Raw genomic sequence first — 24,498 nt, forward strand, 5'->3', positions numbered from 1 at the left:
CAGGCAATTGGCCGCGACTGGAGCGAATGGAGACAAGCAGTGCGCAGGGTGATCCAGTTCTCGACAGGCAACGTCGGCCGACACTCGCTGAAGACAATCATTGAACGGCCAGACCTCGAACTGGTCGGCGTACACGCCGCCAGCCCCGAGAAGGTCGGGCGCGACGCCGCCGACCTTTGCGGAATAAGCCAAGTCACGGGCGTTATCGCGACGGACGACATCGACGCACTCGTCGACCTACGGGCGGACTGCGTCGTCTTCACTCCGCAGGCCGAAACCCGGCCGATGGAAGTAATCGATCAGATGTCGCAATTCCTGTCCGCTGGCACCAACGTCGTTGGGAGCTCGTTGGTCTGGCTGGTGGCACCAACCTACGCGCAGGACTGGATACGGGATCCTCTGATCCGGGCGTGCGAGAAGGGCAGCTCGTCGCTATACGTCAATGGGGTCGATCCCGGTTTCTCGGCAGATACTCTCACTCACGCAGCTCTGAGCCTGGTGACCCGTGTGCGCTCGGTGACGGTGCAAGAGATATTCGACTACGGAAACTATGACGATGCCGAGTTCACCGGTGAGGGAATGGGCTTCAACAAGGGGCCCGACGATGATCCACCTCTGCTATTTCAGCCGGGGATCGTAGATTTCATGTGGGGCGGGCAGGTACGTAGGCTGGCCGACCTGATGGGGATAGAGCTCGACGAAACGCGTCAGCGAACCGAAAGTTGGTACACCCCAGAGCCGATCGCATGCACGATGATGACCGTCGATCCGGGAGGTCGGGCCGCCGTTCGATTCGCTGTCGAAGGCGTCCTCAACGGGGAGCCGGTGATCACCATCGAACACGTCACTCGGCTCACAAACGCTGCAGGACCCGATTGGGTCTACCCGCCAGAAGGTCTCACCGGAGTTCACCGAGTAACCGTCGAGGGAGACCCTCGGGTGGAAATCAACACCCATGTATCTCATCCGCTGCTGGACTCCACAGACGCCGCATGCATGTCGACCGCAGCGCGCGTCCTGAACGCGATCAACTGGGTGTGCGAAGCCCCAGCGGGCCTGGTTGCCCTGGAGGACATTCCGCCGGCGAACATGCTGCCACCCTTAGCTCAGTGACGCCTCACGCCTCACTCTCGCGGACCCGTGCCGGCACTTTACGCTGACTACAGTCAGTCTGTATAGTTCACGAGCGAACCCAATCGGCCTCGATGACGCGGAGGATTGTGAACCTGCCGAAGCTGCACCAACGCACTGCCGGCGGCATCGCACGGGCCTCGGCGGAAACCGGCGGCGCCGCAACGGGTCTGACGTTCGACGAGCACTTGGAACGGTCACAACTGGCGCAGCGTCAGGCCGACAAATGGCTTATCTCGGGCAGTCTCCTGATCGGCACCGCGGCCCTGGGCGTCTTTGGGTTGCCGCTGTTCCTCTGGGGAGTGCGATTGCTGCGCCGGGCCCAACGGGATGGGCTTTCCGTCCGTCCAATGCTGGTCACATTGCTCGGCTACCTGGTCATCATCGACGCCGCGATCAACACTGTCGGATGGGCACTCGACCTGGTTGCAAGCCACACTCTGCTGGCCCGTGTGCTGCTGAACGGGTGGGGCAACATGTTCGACGCCGGTTACTTCTGGCACTACAACGAGCTGTGGGTCGGCGGCGCGGCCGGTCCTGGCGAAAAAGCCATGGAGGTCGGTCTCATCCTGACGGTCTTCACCATGCGAATCGCGGCGGCCATCGGCTTCCTGCAGATGAAGCGCTGGGGCCATCAGTGGATGGTCGTCACCTGCTGGATGGGCGTGGTGATCTGGATTACCTACGTCTTCAACATGACCATGTTCGCCGACGTGCGCTTCGCCGGCGTCGTACTGCCGGTCGTCGGCTGGTGGCTCTACGACATCTTCTACATCACCCCGTTCCTGGCGATCCCCTATTTGCACACCGTCAACCGCGAACTCTTCTCCGACTGAAATGCGCGACGTGGAATCCAGTCGACAAGCCGATCGCCGGGGAGTCTCGGTGTACCGAGACAGTTTTCGAGATGTCAGCACGCATCGCATGACTACGTCACCGAGGAGGTCAAATCGTGGGCTATGTGTGGGAAATCCTTCGCTACGTCGCCGCGTGGGGCGGCACCGGCCTGATCATCTGGTTCTGGTATTGGCTGTTTTCCAACATCGGTACGTTCTGAACGGTGGACCCGGCCGCCGGAACGCATGGGAGTCCGGCTAATGGCCGAAGATTCCCAGGCGATGGCCCTGGAACGGAGCTGCTCCGTGACGGCGGTCGCGCTCAGTGAGCAACGTCGCGAGGGCGTCCGGCTCGTCACCGGTGATCGGCGCTGCTTCGGTCTGAATGCCGCGCTCACGTTCGTTCATGTGCCCTACCCCGCGACCGGTCTCACGAACCCCGGCTGGACACGCAGAACACTGACATGCGGTGTGGCCCTTCAATGTTCACCGTCGAAAGAACGGATCACCGAATATCGTCTGAACGAGTTGTCCGCTCGGGAACTGCGTGCGCTCACGCTTGTCGAAGCCGGCGTCGCACTCGGCTGGATAGCATCGCGATGGCCGGGCCTGCTGCCCGAGCTGCAGCGGCTGCTCCCGGAGATCGATCCCGAACCCGGCGATATGGCCGCGGAACACATGCTCAACCGGGCAATCACGTTGGCGGCCACAGAGCAGGCATTGACGGTTCATCCACTGCTGGGCAATCTGCCGCTCGCCTACACGATGCCGCAGGGCGTGACCGACCGGTTGCGTCGCAGCTTCGGCAGGATGCCATGGACGACAACGCAAAAGCGCCTTCCGCGGCCGTACTCGGTCCCCGTCGGCGGCGACGGCGGCGTCCGCAATCCCAACCTGCCGCCGCCGAGCCGGCCCCAGGACAACGATTTCGACGTCACTCCCGAACACCGGCCCGGGATTCCCTACCCCGAATGGAACATGTGGACACAGCGATTCATGCGCGATCACGTCGCCGTGATCGAGCGTGCAGACGCCCGGCGCAGTCGCCGTCCGGTGCCCGTAGCGGTCGACGTACGGAAGTGGTTCGAAGAACACACCCATCGCGCCATGACAAATCGCCTCGAAGACGGCTCCGACCTCGACGTCGACCAATACGTCAACCACTACATCGACCTGACCACCGGCGAAGCCAAGGAGCCGAAGATATTCCGCGAGTTGCTGCCTCGCAGCCGCGACGTCACCACCGCCGTGTTGCTCGACGGCAGTTCCTCGCTCGGGGTGCACGGCGGGCGAATCTTCCGACTGGAATTGGCCTGTGCCGACGCGCTTTCGCGCGCCATGACACTGGCGCGCGAGCGACACGGCGTCTTTGTATTCACCGGCAATACCCGCCATCGGGTCGAGGTCCATTGCCTCAAGGACTTCGAAGACCGCCGGTTCGTGGCTCCAAGCGGGCTGGGCCTGTCCACCCGCGGATACACCAGGCTCGGCGCGCCGCTGCGCCATTTGACGAGCCGGCTCCTGGCGCAGCCCTCCGAGCGTCGGCTGCTGATCGTCATCGGCGACGGCCTGATCTCCGATGAAGGCTATGAAGGCCGGTACGCCTGGGCGGATGCCGCACACGCCGTCGAGGAGGCCAACGATGCCGGGGTGTCGACGTACTACCTCGGCGTGGGACCCACCCGCGTCGATCCCCTTCCGGAAGTGTTCGGGCCCCGGAGGTCGCAACGAATCCGACGCGTAGAGGAGCTCCCGAGGGTGTTGGCCCATGTCCATCGTGAACTGGTCACCGCATGAACGCCGCCACCGATCTCTATTTCGCCAACGGCAACGAAGTTCAGCTGTTCGAGCAGGCCTTCCGCCAGCACATGCCCGTGATGCTCACCGGCCCAACGGGATGCGGCAAGACACGTTTCGTCGAGCACATGGGCCTGCTGCTGCAACGACCGGTCGTCACCATCAGTTGCCACGACGACCTCACCAGCTCCGATCTCGTCGGCCGCTTCATGGTGACCGGTGGCGACGTGGTGTGGACCGATGGCCCGCTGACCCGGGCCGTCAAAGCCGGCGCGATCTGCTATCTCGACGAAGTCGTCGAAGCTCGCCACGACTCGTTGGCCATCCTGCATTCCCTCACCGATCACCGGCGTGCGCTGTACCTCGACCGAGCCGGCGAAGTCGCGACGGCACCGGAGGAGTTCATGCTGGTGTGTTCCTACAACCCGGCATATCGCAGCTCGCTCAAGGAGCTCAAACCGTCGTTCCGCCAGCGGTTTGTCACACTCGCGATGAGGTATCTGCCCCCCGAGCGCGAGGCCGAAGTGATTGTCGCCGAGGCCGGAATTCCCCTCACGACGGCGCGGCGGTTGGTCGAATGTGCGGTTGCCATCCGCACGGCCGACGAGGCCTTTCACTTCGAGCCGCCGTCGACCAGGGTGTTGGTCACGGCCGCGCACTTGATCGCCGCCGGCGCAACCGAATTGGATGCAGCCGACGCGTGCATACTCGCGCCACTGAGTACCGACGGCGCAGTCACCGACGGACTACGTGAAGTCGCGGCAGCCAGCCTGGCCGCCACCGACACCCCGAGCGCAACCCCCTGAGAAAGGAGCCCGGCATGGACCAACAGGAACAGAAGCGCAAGAGGGCGCTCATCGTCTTCCAAATCTTCATCTACGGCTACCTGCTGGTGATGTTCGGCATCCAGCTGTACATGTCGTTCGCCCGCGGGTGGTGGGATCTGTGAACCCTGTTGCCGCGCAGACAGCGAGCTCCGTCAGCTTCGAGGATCACCACGACGAGTCCCGCCAGGCACAGCGCCGAGCCGACAAGTGGATGATCGTCGGCGCCGCCCTGATGGGCATGTGGGCTCCGGGGCTCATCGGGTTTCCCATCTTCATGCGTGGGGTGTGGCTGCAGCGCCAAGCGCTGCGCGCCGGCCTGTCGGTTCGGCCCATGATCGTGACGCTGATCGGTTATCTGGTCCTGATCGACGGAATGCTCAACAGTCTGGGCTGGGCGCTTGACCTGGTCGCCAACCACACCTTGATCAACCGGGTGCTGATGGTGGGGTGGGGCAACATGTTCGATGCCGGCTACTTCTGGCACTACAACGAGCTCTGGATCGGCGGTGCGGCTGGACCGGGCGAGAAGGCCTATGTGGCAGGGCTGATCCTCACGGTGTTCTCCATGCGGGTGGCCGCGGCGATCGGGTTTCTACAGATGAAGCGGTGGGGCCATCAGTGGATGGTCGTCACCTGCTGGATGGGCGTGGTGATCTGGTCCGCCTACGTGTTCAACATGACCATGTTCGCCGACGTGCGCTACGCCGGCGTCGTATTCCCGGTCATCGGCTGGTGGCTCTACGACATCTTCTACATCACCCCTTTCCTCGCCATCCCCTACCTGCACACCGTCAACCGCGAAATCTTCACCGACTAGGTCTTAAGGAGCAGTGCCATGACCGCACCGTCGCCCACCGAAGAACACGGCCCCACTGCGGATCTCGAGCCCGGGACCACACCGTATTACGCACGCATGCACAAATGGATCAAGCGGGCCGTCTTGGTGTGCCTGGTGGCACTGGTGCTCGAAGGCGCGTTCACGTTGCCGTTCATGGCCGTCTATTACGGCTACCCCACGCTTAGCCTCACCCAAATCTGCAGCGAGTTGCTCAAGATTCGCTACTCCAACGACACCCTGGAGTGCAAGTATCCGTACCCGCCCTTCGGGCCGCCGGAGGGCGCCGAGGGCAAGGCCACCGCGCAGGACGTGTGGGGCATCCAGCCGATACCGAAATACCACAGGCTCGGGTTCCGCGAACTCGTCAAGATCCACAACGACAGGCTCGCTCGCCAGGCCGCCCAACAGCACACGGCGCCGCACCCGTGAGCTATCGGGTCGTTCAGTGGACGACGGGCAACGTCGGCAAGAGTTCGGTGCGCGCGATCGCCGCAAACCCCACGCTGGAGCTCGTCGGGTGTTACGCCTGGTCGCCGGAGAAGGTCGGCCGCGATGTCGGCGAGCTGTGCGGGATTGAACCGCTCGATGTGAAGGCCACCAACGACATTGACGCGCTGCTCGCGCTCAAGCCGGACTGTGTGGTCTACAACCCGATGTTCGCCGATGTCGACGAGCTGGTCCGCATCCTCGAAGCGGGCATCAATGTGGTGGGTACGGCGGGGTTCGTCACCGGCCACTTCCTCGGCACGGGACGCGATCGCATCGCCGAGGCCTGTAGGCAAGGCGGGTCGACCATTTTCGGCAGCGGCATCAACCCCGGTTTCATCCAACTGTTCGCCATCGTGTCGGCGGGCCTCTCGGACCGAGTGGACAAGGTGTCCATGCTGGAATCCGCTGACACCACCATCTACAACTCCCCCGAGACCGAAATACCGATGGGCTTCGGCTATCCCATCGACCAGGCAGATCTGCCGGCCATCACCGAGAAGGGGTCCGGTGTCTTCCGGGACGCTGTGCTGCTGATCGCCGACGCTCTCGGTGTGGAGCTCGACGAAGTGCGTTGCGAGGTCGCGTATGCCGAGACCACCGAGGACCTTGAGCTACCCGGCGACTGGACGATTGCAAAAGGATGTGTCGCCGGCGTAGACGTCCGGTGGAAAGGAATGTTCGCCGGCCGCGAGATCATTGAGATCCGCGGGCGATGGCGCAAGGGTCAAACACTGGAACCGGATTGGCCGCTGGACATGGGCTACACCATCGAGGTGCAAGGCCAGCCGACGATCAAGACGACGCTGAGCTTCCTTCCGCCGCCAGACTTTCAGGGTGAGACGTTGGACGACTACATCATGTTGGGCCTCACCATCACCGCCATGCCGGCGATAACCGCGATACCCGCCGTCGTCGGCGCTCCACCGGGCATCGCCACCTACAACGACCTGCCCCTGCTCCTCCCGCGCGGAGTCTTGAAAACCAGTTGAAGAGAAAGCCGGGCCTTCCATGACTGCAAAGCAGGAACCGTCGCTGCACCACGTCGTCTTCGCCGTGGCGCCGGAACGGCACGCCGTCGCGGCGCAAATTTTCAGCGATCTGGGATTCGTCTTCGAGCCCCTTCAGCTGACCGAGCTCGGCTTGGACATCCACCTCGACTGGAGTCGAGGTATCGAGCTGATCAGCCCGATACCCGGGTCGACCGGGCAGGTAGCCGGCGCGGTGACTGAGTTCCTGCAACGTCACGGCGACGGCGTGTACACCGTGGTTATCGGAGTGCCGGATGCCTCTTCTGCTGACGCTGTGGCCGAGCGCTACGGTGCGACAACGCGATTCCGGCAGCACTTCGAGGGCGAGGGTTCCTACCTCGACGAAAACGACGTGTCGATCCTGGGCCTGCCGCTGACGTTCCTGGCAACCAATATTCCGTGATCGGGGACAGCAACATGACCGTCGACATCGCAGCGCCCAGCGTCTTCGACGCCGGGCTCCCGACGTTGCACTACGACATCACCGAAACTGTGCACGAAGTCGCCCCGCGTATCCACGAGGTGCGAAAGCAGTCGCCGATGGCCATTGGGCCGTTAGGACCCGAGGTGCTCGGCTACGAGCTCGCCCGCGCAATGCTTCGCGACCCCCGGTTCGTGTTCCCGCCCGGGCTGCACATGACGGCTCGCGGGATAACGTCCGGCCCGCTCTACGACAGGGTGCTCGGCACCATCCTCGGCATGGAAGGCGACGAACATCGACGCCTGCGCAGCCTCGTGTCCAAGGCGTTCACCCCGCGAGCCTCGGCGCGCATGGAAGGCACCATCGACGCGGTGATCAACGGGTTGATCGACCAGGTCGCTCCAGCTGGCCCAGTCGGCCGGTGTGATTTCGTCACCGACATTGCCCGCCCCTACCCGATCCCGATCATCTGCGCGCTGCTGGGCGCACCGCCGGAGGACTGGGAGCAGTTTTCACTGTGGGCCGAGGACATCTTCAAGATCGTGAGACTCGACTCCAACCTGGTCGAGGAACAGGACGTCGTCATGCGGGCGTGGGACGAGTTCGACGCCTACATCGACGACATGATTGCCGACAGGCGCAGCCGGCTGACCGACGACCTGATCTCGGAATTGATTCGCGCCCAGGATGGCGGCGACCGACTCAGCAACGCTGAAATGCGCATGCTGGCATTCAGCATTCTGAGCGCCGGTACCGACACCACCCGCAATCAACTGGCCGCGTCCATGCATGTGCTGTGTGATCATCCCGATCAGCTGGCCTTGCTCCGCGACCATCCCGACCTCGCGATGCGGGCCGTCGAAGAATGCATGCGCCATTCACCGGCGGTATGTGCCACTCTTCGCATGGCCCTCGAAGATGTCACCTTTGCCGATTACACCTTTCCGGCCGGCACCTTCATATCGGTGAATACCTTTGCGGCCAACTGCGATCCAGAGATCTATCCTCAACCGGACCGATTCGACATCTCCCGGGACGACCCGCCACCGATTTTGACCTTCGGGGGCGGCGCCCACTATTGCCTTGGCGCAAACCTCGCCCGAGCGGAGCTTGCCGGGGCCCTCAAAATCCTCGCCCGGCGCATACCGAACCCGCGCCGCCTCGCCACGTCACGCTGGAAACCGATGCTGGGGTTGAGCGGGCCGCTTGATCTCGACATCGAATTCGATGCCGTAGCCGACTACTAATCGCCGTGGGCTAATTCAAGCACTTCGATTTCCCCGGTAGTCCCGTCGACCTCGACGAGGGCGCCGGGCGGCAACGACTTGGTGGCTCCCTGCACGTCCACCACACAGGGGAACCCGAATTCGCGGGCCACCACGGCGGCGTGAGACATCGGACCGCCCAGTTCGGTCACCACAGCGGCGGCATAGCAGAACGCCGCGGTGTACCCGACGTCGGTGACCTCCGCGACAAGAATTTCGCCCGGCTGCAGGTCGTCGATCGTTTCCGGCCGCACAATACGCACCCGGCCGCGCACCCTCCCCCCGCACACGCCGACACCGCGCAGCGTCTCACCGCTGGTGAGAACCGCCGACGTCGTTGCGGTTGGCTGCCAGCTCCCGCTGAACACGGTCGGCGGAACCACGGCGGCCAGCCGGCGTTGTTCGGCACGGCGCCGGGCCACCAGCTCGCCGACATCCGGCGGCAGCGCATCGAGCTCGTCGACGAGCAGATAGAACACATCGTCGGCGGTATCCAACGTTCCGGCCTCGACCAACCTGCGCCCGTACTCGCGCATGAGGTCGCGTAACACCCAGTTGGCCCGCACCACCTTGTCGCGGCGGACCTCGCGGTCGCGGAGCTGGCGTGCTGCCAGCTGTGCGATCGGCTTGGCGTGCAGTGGAATCCGGGCCCGCTGGGGCTGGGGCGGCGGCGCGACGCCCATCGCTCTGGTCACCATCCGGACGAGCAACTCGGGGTCATCGGCGTAGCTGATCGACAGCATCTCGAGCTCGGCGGGGCCACGATGCCCGATCAGCGCCAGCTCGGCCAGTACGGCGGCGTGAAACTCCGGCGCCTCGACGGCCAGCTTGCCCAGCCGCTCGCCCGGTTCGGCCAGCAGCGCCGTCACTTTCGGGTCGCGCTGTGCTGCAACCACCAACCGCTGCATTGCCTCGACCGATCGCGCACTGACCAGTTCCGGTCCCGCCGGCGCGGCGGTGTCGCGCCCACACAAACCGCGCAGCAGGACGTTGAACGCGGCGCACAGCATGAACGACGCGGATGCCAGCACCCAGCCGTGCACCACGTCGTCGCGCGCCAACGAGATCAGGCTGAGCAGCCGGCGATCGTCCAGCCGGGTGACGTCGTCGGCCAGGCGTTCCAGGTGATCGACATCGGCGACGAACTCGTGGGTGTCTTTCGACGAGCCGGCGGACAGGCCGATGAGGTTGACGCCGAATACCCCGATGTTACGAACGGTCCGCAGTTGCTTTCGGATGCGGCCGGTTTCGGAGCGTGGGCGCTCCGCGCCGAAGATCGGCAACGATGCCATGCTGGGGCCGAAGAATCCGCTGTTGCTGACGATCATCGCAGGCTTGGCAAACGGTACGGTTTCGGCCATGTAATGCGCCGAGGTGATGGCACCGTAGAGCCGGTGGGCGAAAACGGCGACCGTCCGTGTGGCGATTTCACGCTGGACGATCCCGCCTGGCCGCAGCCGCTCGGCGATGGCCACACCGCCGGCGCGCAGTCCGCGCACGGTCACCGATGCTGACGCCGGCGAGAACGGGCCCGGCAGCGCCTCCGACAAATTGGTGGCCAGGAAGGTCGGAAAACGCGGGTCGATCGGGGTATCGAACTCCCCGTTATCTCCTGCTGGGCCAGCCCAATTGGGTTTCACCCCGTCCTCTGTCGGCGCGTCGACGGAAGGGAGATCGCCTATGTGGGCCATCCGCCAGGGCAGCGACACCACGCGCTTGCCCACGGTCACCCGGCCGCGCACCGCGAGCGCCAAATCTTCGACGCATTCACCGGAGTTCCACGCCGGCCGGAAGCCCCACTGCTCACGCAACCGCGCGGTATCCATGAACGCCGCGCTATGCACCAGTTGCAGCTCGGCGACTTCAAAGCCCAACCGCACGACCGGGCGTCCAAGCGCCGCGGCGAGGCGCCGGAAGGTCAGCTCGCCCGAGGCCGCGAGATTAACCGGGCCACTGCCGATTCCGGTGTCCACGATCGCCCGGTTGAATAGTCTGAGGGCGTCGTCGAGGTGGACGACCTGCATGAGACGGTCGGCCGACCCGTCGGGGAATACCGGCAACGCCAGCACCCGACGCACCCAATTATCGACGTTTCGGCCGACAATCAGCGCGGAGCGGACCGCGACCCATTCCAGTCCCGACTCCTCGAGTATCCCCTCGACCCGGGCCTTGCATTGGCCGTCTGCGCTGACCGGCGTTCTCGCATCGTGCTCGGTCTTCGGCGCGTCTCCCCCGCCGTAAACATGCGGCGACGATGCGAAAACGATCCTCCTGGCCCCGGTTTCGGCCATCGCCTGCAGAACGTTGCGGGTGCCTTCGACGTTGACCTGGTGGCTGATCCGGGCGTCGGCGCCCGGGCTGTTCGCCCACGCGCAGTGGGCGACGACATCCGCGCCGGCGATCGCGCGGGTGACCGCATCGGTGTCCCGGATGTCGGCCGCGACGAATTCAGCCGCACTGGGCCAGCTTTCGGGTCGATGACGGGCAAATCCGATGACGTCGTGGCCCTGGCTGAGCAAGCGGAAGGTCAGGCCCCGGCCGAGCACGCCGCCGGCGCCGGTGACGGCGATTCTCACTGATTGGCCCTGCGCACGTTCATGGCTATTCGTCGTCGTCCATCAGCGCCGCGTTGACCAGATCCTCGAGGTCCATGTCCGCGATGTCCTTCTCCGAGGTCACCGGGGCGGGCGGCGACTGTCCGTCAGCTCGACCGCCGTCGGCCTCATTCGCCAACGCGAGCAACAGCTCCAGCACCCCGGCCTGTCGCAGGCGCTTGACCGGGATCGACCCCACGGCGCGCTGGATTTCGGCTTCCCCGGGCGCGGCGGCGGGACTCTGTTGCTCGGCCGCACCGATGAGTTCCCGATGCATGTAACCGGCCAGCGCGGCGGAGTTGGGGTAGTCGAAGATCAGCGTGGGCGACAGAGCCAAGCCGGTAGCTGATTTCAGCCGGTTGCGCATTTCCACCGCGGTCAGCGAGTCGAAACCCAACTCCTGGAATGCGCGGTCCGGATCGATGGACTCGGGGCTGGAGTTGCCGAGCACGGTGGCGATGTTGGCACGCACCAAGTCCAGCAGAACCGCCTGTTGCTCGTCGTCGGGCAGCCCTTCGAGGCGCTGCAGCAGAGCCGATTTCGACTTCGCCGCGGCCAGCGAATCGTCGACCTGCCGCCGGGTCGGCGCGTTGATCAGATCGATGAACATCGGCGGTAGCGTCCCGCCGTCGAACTTGACCCGCAAGGCGGCAAGGTCGATGTGGGCGGGCAACAGGAACGGCTCGTCGACGATGAGCGCAGTGTCCATCAGTTCGAGCGCCTCGTCGGCGGACATCGCGACGATTCCGTCGCGGCCGAACCGGGCACGATCGGCGGCACCGAGCGCTCCGGTCATGGCGCTGGCCTGATCCCACAGGCCCCAGGCCAGCGACATCGCGGGCAGTCCGTGCGTGCGCCGGTGCACGGCCAACCCGTCCAGGAACGAGTTCGCCGCCGCGTAGTTGGCCTGACCCGACGCTCCCGCCAGCCCCGCCATCGACGAAAACATCACGAACGCTGACACATCGAGGTCGCGGGTCAGCTCGTGCAGGTTCCATGCGGCATCGACCTTCGCCCGCAACACCGCCTCCACCCGCTCGGGAGTGAGCGATGAGATCACCGCGTCGTCGAGTACGCCGGCCGCGTGGATCACACCCGACAGCGGCCGTTGCACCGGAATGTCGGCGATCACCTTGGCCAGTGCCTCGCGGTCGGCGGCGTCACACGCCACCACCTGCACCTGGGCGCCGGCGGCGTTGAGTTCCGTCACCAGTTCGGCGGCGCCCGGCGCGTCGAGACCGCGCCGGCTCACCAACACCAGGTTTCGTGCGTCGTGGCGCGTGACCACGTGACGGGCCAATGCCGAACCCGCCATCCCGGTGGCACCGGTGATCAATACCGTGCCGGCCGCCCAGGCGTCCGGCATGGTCATGACGACCTTGCCCACGTGGCGGGCCTGGCTCAGATACCGCAACGCAGCCGGCGCGCGGCGCACGTCAAACCTGGTCACCGGCAACGGCCGCAGCACGTCGTCGCCGAACAATGTGGCCAGCTCGTCGAGTATCTGCGCGATGCGGTCCGGGCCGGCCTCGAACAGATCGAAGGCGCGGTAGCGAACACCGGGGTGTTCCTGAGCGACCGCTTCCGGCTCGCGCATGTCGGTCTTACCCATCTCCAGGAACACGCCGCCGGGGGCGACCAGTCGCAGGGACGCGTCGACGAAGTCGCCGGACAGCGAGTCCAGCACCAGGTCCATGCCGCGCCCACCGGTGACCGACCGGAACTTGTCCTCGAAGTCCAGGCTGCGGGAATCCGAGATGTGGTTCTCGTCAAAGCCCATGGCCCGCAATGTGTCCCACTTACCGCGGCTGGCGGTGGCGAACACTTCCAGGCCCAGGTGACGGGCCAGCTGCACCGCGGCCATTCCCACCCCACCGGCGGCGGCATGCACCAGCACCCGCTGGCCCCGCTTGACGGCGGCCAGGTCCACCAGCGCGTAGAAGGCCGTGGCGAATACCACCGTGGTGGTGGCGGCCGCAGTGTGCGACCATCCAACCGGCATCTTGGCGAGCAGGCGCTGGTCGGTCCTGCCGATCGTGCCCGTGCCATCGGGGAACAAGCCCATCACGCGGTCGCCGACCGCGAAACGCGCGCTGTCCGGACCTGTTTCGATGACGACGCCGGATGCCTCGATGCCCATGACGGCGTCCGGGTCCGGGTAGAGCCCCAGCGCGATCATCACGTCGCGGAAGTTGGCGGCCAGGGCCGAGAGGGCGACCCGAACCTGCCCGGGCGCCAGCGGGGCGTCGGCGTCCGGGATGCGTTCGAACCGCAGATTCTCGAACGTGCCGTAACTGCTCATACCCAGTCGCCACGGCCCGTCAGCCGGCGGCACCAGCAGGCCGCCGACGGCGCGACTGCCAAGCACCCGCGCGGTGTACACCGCCCCGCCGCGCATCAGTACCTGCGGCTCGCCGACCGACAAAACCGCGGCGACGGACTCCGCGTCCAACCGACCATCGGTGTCGACGAGCACGATTCGGCCGGGGTGCTCGGTCTGCGCCGAGCGCACCAGGCCCCACACCGCCGCGCCGGCAAGATCGGTGACGTCCTCCCCCGGCAATGTCATTGCCCCGCGGGTCGCCACGACCAGGGTCCCCGCCCCGTCGCGGGCCAGCCAGGACTGCAGCACCGGCAGCACCGCCCGCGTGGCCGCGTATACGTCGGCCACGACGTCGTCGGCCACCGGCGCCGACTCGAACACCACCGCCGACGGTTGCGCCTCGGCGCTATCCGATTCTGTTGCGCCCCAATACGACACAGAGACGGGTTGCACCGACGTCGACCGCTGCGCCGACCAGATGACCTCGAAGAGCCGGTCCGGCCCCGAATTCGACACCGCCGCCAACAGCTGCTGGTCGGTCACCGGCCGGGCCACCATCGACGCCACCGAGAGCACCGGCAGGCCCAGTCCGTCCGCGAGTTCGATCGAGACCGCCGAATCACTCACCGGCGCGATCCGCGCCCGCACCGCCGTCGCGCCCGCGGCGTGCAACGACACCTGCTGCCACGAGAACGGCACCAGCATCGAACCTTCGGCGAGTTCATCGCCGTCGGACGCCAAGATCACTGCGTGCAGTGCCGCGTCGAGCATCACCGGGTGGACGCCGAACCCGGCCGCCGAAACCCCCGTGTCCGCGGGCAGGGTCACCTCCGCGAACACTTCGTCACCGCGGCGCCACATCGAGGTCAGGCCGCGGAACGCGGGCCCGTAGCCATACCCGCGCTCGGCCAGCCGCTCATAGCCGTCACCGACATCCACCGGGTGCGCACCGATCGGTGGCCACGCCGACAGGTCCGCGCTCGGCTGCACCGATCCGGCGCGCAGCACGCCCTCGGCGTGCAACGACCAGCTCGAACCCGCGTCGGCGCGCGAAAAGACCGATACCGCACGGGTGCCCGATTCGTCCGCACCGCCGACCACGACCTGCACCGCGACCGACCCGGAGCCCGGCAACACCAGCGGCGCGGCCAGATTCAGTTCGTCGACAACGCCGCAGCCCACCTCGTCGCCCGCGCGGATCGCCAGTTCCACGAATCCAGCGCCGGGGAACAGCACGACGCCGCCGACGGCGTGGTCGGCCAACCAGCCCTGCGAGCTGGAAGACAACCGGCCGGTCAGCACGACCCCGCCGGACGCCGGCAGTTCCACCACCGCGCCGAGCAGCGCGTGCTCGCCGGGCGCGAGCCCCAAACCCGCGGCGTCGACCGCGGCGCCGTCGCCGGACAGCCAAAACCTCCGGCGCTCAAACGCATAGGTGGGCAGCTCCACGAAATTGGCTTTACCGATTGCGCTTCGCCAGTCCACGTCCATCCCTGCGACGAATCCCTGCGCGACGGCGTTGGTCAGGGTCACCGGTTCCGGGCGGTCCTTGCGCAGCGCCGACATGGTGATTACCGGGGCGTCGGCAAGCGATTCTTCGATCGACGCCGTCAGCCCGCTGCTGGGACCCACCTCGAGGAAGCGGCTTGCGCCGGCCGAGTGCACGAAGCGCACGCTGTCGGCGAACCGCACCGCTTCGCGAATGTGGCGTTTCCAGTAGGCCGGCGAAGCGAAGTCGTCGCCCGCCAGCTGCCCGGTCAGGTTCGACACGATCGGAATCACCGGTTTGCCGACGGCGAGTCCGGCTGCGACCGTGCCGAACTCGTCGATCATCGGGTCCATCAACGGCGAGTGGAACGCGTGCGAAACCGCCAATTGGTGGACGCGGCGGCCGTCGGCGCGGAGTCGGCCCGCGATGGCGGACACCTTGTACTCGGCGCCCGAAATGACCACCGACGTGGGCCCATTGACGGCGGCGATGCCGACGCCGGAGGGCACCAGCAGCGGCGCCACCTCCTCTTCGGTGGCCTGCACCGCGATCATCGCCCCGCCCTCCGGCAGGGCCTGCATGAAGCGGCCGCGAGCGGCAACCAGCACCGCCGCATTCTCCAGCGACAAGACGCCGGCGACGTGCGCGGCCGACAACTCGCCGATCGAGTGGCCCAGCACGAAGTCGGGGTGGATACCCCAGGATTCGAGCAACCGGAACAACGCGACTTCCACCGCAAACAACGCCGGCTGGGCGAATTCGGTTGTGTTCAAGAGCTTTTCGTCGTGGCCCCACATGACTTCGCGCAACGGCCGCAGCAGATGCCGGTCCAATTCGGCCACGACGGTGTTGAACGCCTCGGCGAACACCGGGTAGGCGGCGTGCAAACCCATGCCCATGCCGAGCATTTGGGCGCCCTGGCCGGGGAAGACGAAGACGGTCTTGCCCCCGGGCGTGGCCGTGCCCTGGACGACCGATCCGAGTTCACCGGCGGCCAACTCGTCGAGGCCGGCCAGCAACCGCTCGCGATCAGCACCGACAACGACGGCACGATGCTCGAAGTTCGACCGGCCCGCCAACGACCACGCCACATCACCGGCGTCGAGGTCACCGCGCTGGCGTACGTGCTCGGCGAGCCGCGTGGCCTGAGAGCCCAACGCCGGCAACGACTTTGCTGACACCACCCACGGCAACACCGGCAGCGTGGCGCGTTCCACGACGGACGCGGCCTCGACGGGCGCGGCCTCGATGATCACGTGCGCGTTGGTGCCGCTGATGCCGAATGACGACACGCCGGCGCGGCGCGGACGTTTCGCCTTCCAGGGCTGCGGCTCGGTCAGCAGCGCCACCGATCCCATCGACCAGTCGACGTGCGGGCTGGGTTCGTCGACGTGCAGCGTCGCCGGCAGCAGATCGTGACGCATCGCCAGCACCATCTTGATCACGCCGGCCACACCGGCAGCGGCCTGCGTGTGTCCCATGTTCGACTTGATCGACCCCAACAGCAGGGGCTCGGCGCGGTCCTGCCCGTAGGTGGCCAACAGCGCTTGTGCCTCAATGGGATCGCCCAACGTGGTTCCCGTGCCGTGGCCTTCGACCACGTCGACCTCGGCCGCGGACAATCCGGCATTGGCCAGCGCGGCGCGCACCACTCGCTGCTGGGACGGACCGTTGGGCGCGGTCAAGCCGTTGGAGGCGCCGTCCTGATTGATCGCCGAGCCCCGCATCACCGCCAGCACGGGGTGACCCAGACGCTGCGCATCCGACAAGCGCTCCAGGACGAGCATGCCGCCGCCTTCGGAGAACCCGGTGCCGTCGGCTGCCCCCGCGTAGGCCTTGCACCGGCCATCCGCGGACAGCCCGCGCATGCGGCTGAACTCCACGAAGATGTCGGGTGTGGCGTTGACGGTGACGCCGCCGGCCAGCGCCAGGTCGCACTCGCCGGAGCGCAGCGACTGCGCCGCCATGTGCAACGCCACCAACGACGACGAACACGCCGTGTCCACCGACACCGCCGGCCCCTCCAGCCCCAGCACATACGACACTCGGCCCGACGCGACACTCGACGACTGCCCGGTCAGGCGGAAGCCCTCCGCGGCCGGGGCGGCGCCCATGCCGTAGCCCTGCGTATAGACCCCGGCAAAAATGCCCGTCGCGCTACCCCGCAACGCACCGGGCTCCATCCCGGCCCGCTCCAAGGCTTCCCACGACAACTCGAGGAACATCCGCTGCTGCGGATCCATGGCCAGCGCCTCGCTCGGCGCGATGCCGAAGAACGCGGGGTCGAAGTCCGCGACTCCGTCCACGAAGCCGCCGGTGCGGGTGTAGCAGGTGCCCGGAACATCGGGATCCGGGCTGTAAATGCCGGCCAGATCCCAGCCGCGGTCGGCGGGGAACTCCGAGAGCACGTCGCGGCGCTCGATGAGCATCTGCCACAAATCGTCGGGGGAATTCACCCCGCCCGGATAGCGGCACGACATGCCGACGATCACGATCGGGTCGTCGCCGACGGCGCGAACGACCGGGGCGGGCGTGATTTCTTGTGGCACCCCGGCGAGTTCGCTACGGATGTAGCCCGCCAACCCGTTCGGTGTCGGGTAGTCGAAGATTAGGGTGGGTGAAAGCGCCAGCCCGGTGGCCGTTTTCAGCCGGTTTCGCATTTCGACCGCGGTCAGTGAGTCGAAGCCCAAGTCCTGGAACGCCTTGTCCGGGTCGATCGCCTCCGGCGTGGTGTTACCCAACACCGTGGCGATGTGCGAGCGGACCAGGTCCAGCAGCACCGCATGCTGTTCCGGTTCGGGCAACCCGTGCAGACGATGCGCCAGAGCGGATTTCGACTTCGCGGCCGCCAGCGAGTCGTCGACCTGGCGCCGCGCCGGCGCGTTGACCAGGTCGGCGAACATCGGGGGCACCGCGGCGGCGTGGGCACGCAGCGCGTTCAGGTCGATGCGGGCGGGCGCCATGAACGGCTCGTCGACGATCAGTGCGGTGTCGAACAACTCCATCGCCTCGTCCGAAGACAGGGCCAGGATCCCGTCGCGACCGAGGCGGGCGAGGTCGGCGGCGTCCAGCCCACCGGTCATGGCGCTGGCCTGATCCCACAGCCCCCATCCCAGTGAGATCGCCGGCAACCCGAGGGCCCGCCGATGCGCGGCCAAAGCGTCCAGGAAGGAGTTGGCCGCCGCGTAGTTACCCTGCCCCGACGACCCGACGAGGCCGGCCATCGACGAGAACATGACGAACACCGACAAGTCGAGATCGCGGGTGAGCTCGTGCAGGTTCCAGGCCGCATTCACCTTGGCGCGCAACACCGCATCGACTCGCTCCGGAGTCAACGACGTGACGACTGCGTCGTCGAGCACACCGGCGGCGTGGATCACCCCGGTCAGTGGATGGCTCGCCGGAATTTCGGCGATCGCCGCCGCCAGCGCCTCCCGGTCGGCCGCGTCGCACGCGACCGCGCGCACCAGGGCCCCGGCTTCCGCCAATTCGGCGATCAACTCCGCGGAGCCCGGCGCGTCGGGACCGCTGCGGCTCAGCAACACCACGTTCTGCACACCGTGTTGCGTCACCAGGTGGCGGGCCAGCGTCGAACCCGCCATTCCGGTGCCACCGGTGATCAGCACGGTGCCGGCCGCCCAGGCGTCCGGAACCGTCATGACAACCTTGCCGATGTGGCGGGCCTGGCTCAGGTACCGCAACGCCGCACGGGCGCGCCGGATGTCGAAGGTGGTCACCGGCAACGGCCGCAGTACATCGGCGTCGAACAGCCCGGCCAGCTCGATCATCCACTGGTGCATCCGCGGACGGCCGGGCTCGAAGAGGTCGAAGGCGCGGTAACGCACGCCCGGATATTCCTGGGCGATCACGCCGGGATCGCGAATGTCGGTCTTGCCCATCTCCAAGAACACGCCGCCGGGGGCAACCAGCCGCAGGGAGGCATCGACGAAGTCGCCGGCCAGCGAATCCAGCACCACGTCCATGCCGCGGCCACCGGTCACCGCCCGGAACTTGTCCTCGAATTCCAGACTGCGGGAATCCGAGATGTGGTCGTCGTCGAAGCCCATGGCCCGCAACGTGTCCCACTTACCCCGGCTGGCCGTCGCGAATATCTCGAGACCCAGATGCCGGCCCAACTGGACCGCGGCCATGCCGACACCGCCGGCGGCCGCATGCACCAACACCCGCTGGCCCGGCTTGACATCGGCCAGGTGCACGAAGGCCATATACGCGGTGGTGAAGACGGCCGAGATGGCGGCGGCCTCGGCGTATGACCAGTCCGCCGGCATCGGCTGCAGCAGGCGGACGTCGCCGGCGACCAGCGTGCCGCTTCCGTCGGGGAAGAACCCGTAAACTGAGTCGCCGACGGCGAATTCGGTGACACCCGGGCCGACTTCGACCACCACGCCCGCGCCTTCACCGCCGAGTAGCGCGTCGTGGGTGAACATGCCCAGGGTGATCATGATGTCGCGGAAGTTGGCGGCGATAGCGCGCAGGGCCACCCGAACCTGACCCGGCTCCAACGGCGCGTCGGCGTTGGGAACCGGCTCCAGCCGCAGATTTTCGAACGTGCCGGCGCTGCTGATACCGAGGCGCCAGGGTCCGTCACCCGGGGGGACCAAGAGGTCGTCGACTGCGCGGCTCGGCCGCACCCGCGCCGTATGGACCTGGCCGTTGCGCAGCAATATCTGTGGCTCCCCGGCCGCGAGCGCCGACGCGACGGCCGAATCATCCAGTGGCACATCGGAATCCACCAGGACAATCCGGCCGGGATGCTCGGTTTGCGCTGAGCGCACCAGGCCCCACACCGCCGCGCCGGGCAGATCGGTGACGTCCTCCCCCGCCAATCCCACGGCGCCGCGAGTTGCCACGACCAACACACCGGCGTCGCGCTCGGTCAACCATGACTGCACGGCGGTCAACGCCCGGTGGGTACGCTCATAAGTTGCGGTGACCGGATCCTGTTCGGTGGCAACCGATTCCAGAATCTCGTAGGCCGGGGCCGGGTTGGCGGCGGTGGCCGGCACGGTTGCCGGCGACCACGCCAGTTCGAACAGTCGCTCGGGGCCAGAGGTCGACATCGCCGCGCGCAGTTGCCGCTCACTGACCGGGCGGGCAACCATCGCGCCCACGGACAACACCGGCAGGCCCAGCCCGTCGGCGAGCTCGATCGAGATCGAAGCGCCCCCGCCGGTCTGGGGGCCCCGGTTGGTCGGCGCAATCCGGGCGCGAACCGCGGTCGCACCCGCGGCGTGCAACGAGACGTCCTGCCACGAGAACGGCAACATCACATCGACGGGCTGGCCCGCCGCCTGCTGGGCCATGATGACGGCGTGCATCGCCGCGTCGAGCAGGGCCGGGTGCACGCCGAACCCGCTGGCACCTCCGGCCGCGTCCGGCAGTCGCACCTCGGCGAAAACCTCGTCGCCGCGGACCCACGTCGCGGTCAATCCCCGGAACGCCGGGCCGTAGCCGTACCCATGCGCGGCCAGCCGGTCGTAGCCGTCGGCCACGTCCACGGCGACCGCGCCCGCGGGCGGCCACACCGACAGATCGGCGCCGGGTTCAATCGACCGGGAGCTCAAGACTCCCTCCGCGTGACATATCCATCCCGAACCGGCGTCGGCACGGGAAAACACCGAGACGGCGCGCCGTCCCGAATCGTCGCTGGGACCGACAACCACCTGCAGGGCAACCGAACTGGAGGCAGGCAACATCAGGGGCGCCTGCAGCGTCAACTCGTCGACCACCGAACAGCCGACTTCGTCACCGGCCCGGATCGCCAACTCGACAAACCCAGCGCCCGGGAAAACGGCCGCACCGGAGACCGCATGATCGCCCAGCCACCCCTGCAGGCTGGGCGACAGACGACCCGTCAGCAGCACCCCGTCGGAAGCAGGCAGCTCGACGACCGCGCTGAGCAACGCGTGCCCGCTGGTCCCGAGCCCCAAGCCCGCGGCGTCGGCTCCGATGCCCTCACCCGACAGCCAAAACCTGCGCCGGTCAAAGGCGTACGTCGGCAGCTCCACGAAGCCCGCCCCGGACAACACACCACGCCAGTTCACGCTCACACCGGCCACGAATGCGGCGGCGGCCGATGTGAGGAACCGCTCGAGGCCGCCGTCATCGCGGCCCAGGGTGGGAACCACGATGGCCTCGGGGTCGCCGGCCGAGTCTTTCAGGCAGTCGTTCACGGTGTCTTCGATGCCGGCAATGAGCGCTGGATGCGGACTGGATTCGATGAACGTGCGATACCCGTGCTCGCATGCGGCGCGCACCGCTTGGTCGAACTGCACGGTCTGCCGGATGTTGCGATACCAGTAGGCGGCGTCCAAACCGGCCGTGTCCAAACGGTTTCCGGTCACCGTGGAAAAGAAGGCAATGCGGGAGGAACTCGGCTCGATGCCGGCCAGCGCCTCGGCCAGCTCATCCCGAATCGCCTCGACCTCGACCGAATGCGACGCATAGTCCACGTCGATCCGGCGAGTGCGCAGCTCCAGGTCGGCGCAGAACCCGACGAGTTCGTCGAGCGCGGCCACTTCGCCCGATACCACCACCGCCGAGCGTCCGTTGACGGCCGCAATGCTGACGCGATTGCCGTAGGGCGCCAACAGCTCCCGTGCCCGTTCGGTGCTGCAAGCGATCGAGAGCATGCCACCGGAGTGGGCCAGCGACCGCAACAACTTGCTGCGCAGCGTGACCACCCGAGCGGCGTCGCGCAGCGACAGCGCGCCCGCGACATACGCCGCGGCGATCTCCCCCTGCGAATGGCCGATCACCGCGTCCGGGTTGACTCCGATCGATTTCCACAGTTCTGCCAGGGACACCATCACCGCGAACAGCACCGGCTGCACCACGTCCACGCGATCCATGCCCGGGGGACCCGGGACGCCACGCAGGACATCGATCAGCGACCAGTCGACGAATTCCGCGAACGCCTCCGCGCACGCGTCGATCTGCTGCGCGAATACCGGTGCGGTGTCCAGCAATTCGATCCCCATGCCCAGCCATTGGGAACCTTGGCCGGGGAAAACGAAGACGTTCTTGCCCGCCGGCACCGCGCTGCCCTGAATGACCGAACCGGTCGGGTCGTCACCGGCCAACTCGTCGAGCCCGGCGAGCAACCGATCCCGGTCGCCTCCGACCACGACGGCCCGATGCTCGAAGGTCGCGCGGCCCCCCAGCGTCCAGGCCACGTCGGCGACATCCAGCTCGCCATGGCCGCGCAGATGTCCGGCCAGCCTGGCCGCCTGAGACCTCAACGCCGGCAACGATTTCGCCGAAACCACCCACGGCACCGCAACGGGCCGCGGCCGGTCCGCCAGCGGCTCGGGCACCGGGACCGCCTCGATGATCACGTGTGCGTTGGTGCCGCTGATGCCAAACGACGACACACCGGCCCGTTGCACGTGGCGACTCGCCGGCCAGGGCTGCGCTTCGGTCAGCAACGAGACCGCTCCCGCCGACCAATCGACATGCGGGCTGGGCACGTCCACATGCAGTGTCGCCGGCAATATTTCGTGGCGCATGGCCTGCACCATCTTGATCACACCGGCCACGCCCGCCGCGGCCTGGGTGTGACCCATGTTCGACTTGATCGACCCCAGCCACAGCGGCTCGGACCGGTCCTGGCCGTACGTCGCCAACAACGCCTGGGCCTCGATGGGGTCGCCCAACGTGGTGCCGGTTCCGTGGCCTTCCACCACGTCGACGTCGGCCGTCGACAAGCCGGCATTGGCCAGCGCCGCACGCACCACCCGCTGCTGCGACGGACCATTCGGCGCGGTCAGCCCGTTCGATGCACCGTCCTGATTGACCGCCGAGCCGCGCACCAACGCCAGCACCGGATGACCCAACCGCCGTGCATCCGAGAGCCGCTCGACGACGAGCATGGCGCCGCCCTCCGACCAGCCGACGCCGTCGGCGGCTCCGGCGTAAGCCTTGGACCGGCCGTCGGGGGCCAGCCCCCGGTGGCGGCTGAATTCGACGAAGACCGTCGGGGTCGCGTTGACGGTCGCGCCGCCGGCCAGCGCCAGATCGCACTCCCCCGAACGCAACGACTGCACCGCCATGTGCAACGCCACCAATGACGACGAACACGCCGTGTCCACCGACACCGCCGGGCCCTCGAGCCCTAGCACATACGACACCCGGCCGGAGGCGACGCTGGAGGTCATGCCGGTCAGGCGGTAGCCCTCGATCTCCTCGGCGAGCATGCCGTAGCCCTGGACGATGAGCCCGGCGAACACCCCGGTCGCGCTGCCCCGCAGCCCGCTGGGGTCGATGCCGCCCCGTTCCAACGCCTCCCACGCCAGTTCCAGCAGCATCCGATGCTGCGGGTCCATCGCGAGCGCCTCGCTCGGAGCGATGCCGAAGAAGGCCGAATCGAAGTCGGCGACACCGTCCACGAAACCGCCGGTCCGCGCGTAGGTCTTGTGGCGGGCGTCGGGGTCCGGGTCGTACAGGCTCGCCAGGTCCCACCCGCGATCGTTGGGGAACTCCGTGATCACATCGCGGCCGTCGGCCACCATCTGCCACAGGTCTTCTGGTGTCTCGACTCCGCCGGGGAAGCGGCAGGACATGCCTACGATCGCGATCGGCTCGCTCGACCGCTCCAGCAGCGCACGGTTGGTGCGTTTCAGGCGCTCGACCTGGACCAGCGCTTTGCGCAGCGCTTCGGTCGCATGCTGGAGTTGATCCGCCATCACTACCTCTCGCCTAACTTGGCCGTCAGCTGCCCCGATGCGACTCTCGCCGAGTCACGGAATTTGCTGCACGATGCGATGCCGTGCCGCTCTCCGGCCCAAGAATGTCGCTGGTGAGTATGGCCAACTCTGACGGTATTTCAAAACGTCCGATGCTCCCGGCTGCTACAGGAGAATCGGCTTCGGCGTGAGGCACGCCTTGTCCCAGGGGATCCGGAACGCGCCGTTGCGCCCGCGGGTGTCGGGGCATCTCGCGACCCCGGTACGCCGGGATACAAGTACAGCGCCGTCCATGGCGCGACTGTACCCGGCTATGCATCGGCAGTGGTCAGGACGGCTCAGACGCCCACTCGGCGCCAGCCGTCGGCCGCCCGCGCGGCCCTGATCAGCAGGTCGCACAATTCGCGCAGTTCGGTCGCCTGCGCTCCCTCGTCGAGGGCGGTCACGACATCCTCCGCCGCACACCGCACCTGGTAGACCCGGTCGGACAGGTCGGCGGCGTCGTCGGCCGACAGGACCACCGCGTCGGGAGGCAAGGCCAGCGAGGCCCCGGCGCCGCCCCGGGTCAACGATGCGCGTTGTTCGTATGCCCGCTGCCGGCACGACTGGCGGCAGTACTGGCGTCGCCGTCCCATCCCGGCGTCGGACACGTCTCGACCGCACCAACGACACGGCTGCGGGCGGGGACGGCGGCTCACGCCTGCCGACTTTAGTCGGGATTGCGCGGCCATCCCGGTATCATTGAAGGTCGCGTC

General features: G+C 67.1%; 13 protein-coding genes. 10 read left to right on the forward strand and 3 right to left on the reverse strand.

Annotation, left to right across the window (positions count from 1 at the left end; translation table 11 throughout):
• Nucleotides 1-39: 39 nt before the first annotated feature.
• The 10 genes from A5758_RS19280 to A5758_RS19320 all read left to right on the forward strand — a co-directional run bounded on the left by A5758_RS19280 (nucleotide 40) and on the right by A5758_RS19320 (nucleotide 8,614).
• Complete coding sequence (locus A5758_RS19280) at nucleotides 40-1,113, forward strand: dihydrodipicolinate reductase (RefSeq protein ID WP_067743223.1); 1,074 nt, start codon at nucleotides 40-42, stop codon at nucleotides 1,111-1,113.
• A gap of 107 nt (nucleotides 1,114-1,220) precedes the next feature.
• On the forward strand, nucleotides 1,221-1,967 hold the full coding sequence (locus A5758_RS19285) for a hypothetical protein (RefSeq protein WP_231987361.1): 747 nt from the start codon (nucleotides 1,221-1,223) through the stop codon (nucleotides 1,965-1,967).
• A gap of 261 nt (nucleotides 1,968-2,228) precedes the next feature.
• On the forward strand, nucleotides 2,229-3,764 hold the full coding sequence (locus A5758_RS19290; protein WP_067743226.1) for a nitric oxide reductase activation protein NorD: 1,536 nt from the start codon (nucleotides 2,229-2,231) through the stop codon (nucleotides 3,762-3,764).
• A complete protein-coding gene (locus A5758_RS19295) occupies nucleotides 3,761-4,570 on the forward strand; it encodes a CbbQ/NirQ/NorQ/GpvN family protein (protein ID WP_067743229.1) in 810 nt (269 codons plus the stop codon). Before A5758_RS19290 ends, A5758_RS19295 begins: the two co-directional genes overlap by 4 nt.
• A 14-nt stretch (nucleotides 4,571-4,584) precedes the next feature.
• A complete protein-coding gene (locus A5758_RS26400) occupies nucleotides 4,585-4,713 on the forward strand; it encodes a hypothetical protein (RefSeq protein WP_046182590.1) in 129 nt (42 codons plus the stop codon).
• A complete protein-coding gene (locus A5758_RS19300; protein WP_067743232.1) occupies nucleotides 4,710-5,408 on the forward strand; it encodes a hypothetical protein in 699 nt (232 codons plus the stop codon). Before A5758_RS26400 ends, A5758_RS19300 begins: the two co-directional genes overlap by 4 nt.
• Before the next feature lie 18 nt (nucleotides 5,409-5,426).
• A complete protein-coding gene (locus A5758_RS19305; protein ID WP_067743236.1) occupies nucleotides 5,427-5,858 on the forward strand; it encodes a hypothetical protein in 432 nt (143 codons plus the stop codon).
• Nucleotides 5,855-6,907, forward strand: a complete 1,053-nt coding sequence (locus A5758_RS19310; protein ID WP_067743240.1) for a dihydrodipicolinate reductase — start codon at nucleotides 5,855-5,857, stop codon at nucleotides 6,905-6,907. Before A5758_RS19305 ends, A5758_RS19310 begins: the two co-directional genes overlap by 4 nt.
• Nucleotides 6,908-6,926: 19 nt before the next feature.
• The gene (locus A5758_RS19315) at nucleotides 6,927-7,349 is read left to right on the forward strand and encodes a hypothetical protein (RefSeq protein ID WP_067743250.1); all 423 of its coding nucleotides are present in this window, start codon (nucleotides 6,927-6,929) and stop codon (nucleotides 7,347-7,349) included.
• A gap of 14 nt (nucleotides 7,350-7,363) precedes the next feature.
• On the forward strand, nucleotides 7,364-8,614 hold the full coding sequence (locus tag A5758_RS19320) for a cytochrome P450 (RefSeq protein WP_067743340.1): 1,251 nt from the start codon (nucleotides 7,364-7,366) through the stop codon (nucleotides 8,612-8,614).
• On the opposite strand, the gene A5758_RS19325 is transcribed toward A5758_RS19320, so the two are convergent.
• The 3 genes from A5758_RS19325 to A5758_RS19335 form a co-directional block, all read right to left on the reverse strand.
• Complete coding sequence (locus A5758_RS19325) at nucleotides 8,611-11,208, reverse strand: sugar epimerase family protein (protein ID WP_067743253.1); 2,598 nt, start codon at nucleotides 11,206-11,208, stop codon at nucleotides 8,611-8,613. The genes A5758_RS19320 and A5758_RS19325 overlap by 4 nt on opposite strands.
• Before the next feature lie 25 nt (nucleotides 11,209-11,233).
• Complete coding sequence (locus tag A5758_RS19330) at nucleotides 11,234-23,743, reverse strand: type I polyketide synthase (protein ID WP_067743257.1); 12,510 nt, start codon at nucleotides 23,741-23,743, stop codon at nucleotides 11,234-11,236.
• Nucleotides 23,744-24,081: 338 nt separating this feature from the next.
• Nucleotides 24,082-24,441, reverse strand: a complete 360-nt coding sequence (locus A5758_RS19335) for a hypothetical protein (protein ID WP_197503981.1) — start codon at nucleotides 24,439-24,441, stop codon at nucleotides 24,082-24,084.
• Nucleotides 24,442-24,498 lie beyond the last annotated feature (57 nt).

Source organism: Mycobacterium sp. 852014-50255_SCH5639931 (genome assembly GCF_001665605.1).
GTDB lineage: Bacteria > Actinomycetota > Actinomycetes > Mycobacteriales > Mycobacteriaceae > Mycobacterium > Mycobacterium paraffinicum.

Excerpts from the sequence above, each read along its gene's own strand:
- A5758_RS19290 (WP_067743226.1), top strand. The coding sequence starts at position 2,229 with ATGGCCGAAGATTCCCAGGCGATGGCCCTGGAACGGAGCTGCTCCGTG.
- A5758_RS19295 (WP_067743229.1), top strand. The coding sequence starts at position 3,761 with ATGAACGCCGCCACCGATCTCTATTTCGCCAACGGCAACGAAGTTCAG.
- A5758_RS26400 (WP_046182590.1), top strand. The coding sequence starts at position 4,585 with ATGGACCAACAGGAACAGAAGCGCAAGAGGGCGCTCATCGTCTTCCAA.
- A5758_RS19305 (WP_067743236.1), top strand. The coding sequence starts at position 5,427 with ATGACCGCACCGTCGCCCACCGAAGAACACGGCCCCACTGCGGATCTC.
- A5758_RS19315 (WP_067743250.1), top strand. The coding sequence starts at position 6,927 with ATGACTGCAAAGCAGGAACCGTCGCTGCACCACGTCGTCTTCGCCGTG.
- A5758_RS19320 (WP_067743340.1), top strand. The coding sequence starts at position 7,364 with ATGACCGTCGACATCGCAGCGCCCAGCGTCTTCGACGCCGGGCTCCCG.
- A5758_RS19330 (WP_067743257.1), bottom strand. The coding sequence starts at position 23,743 with ATGGCGGATCAACTCCAGCATGCGACCGAAGCGCTGCGCAAAGCGCTG.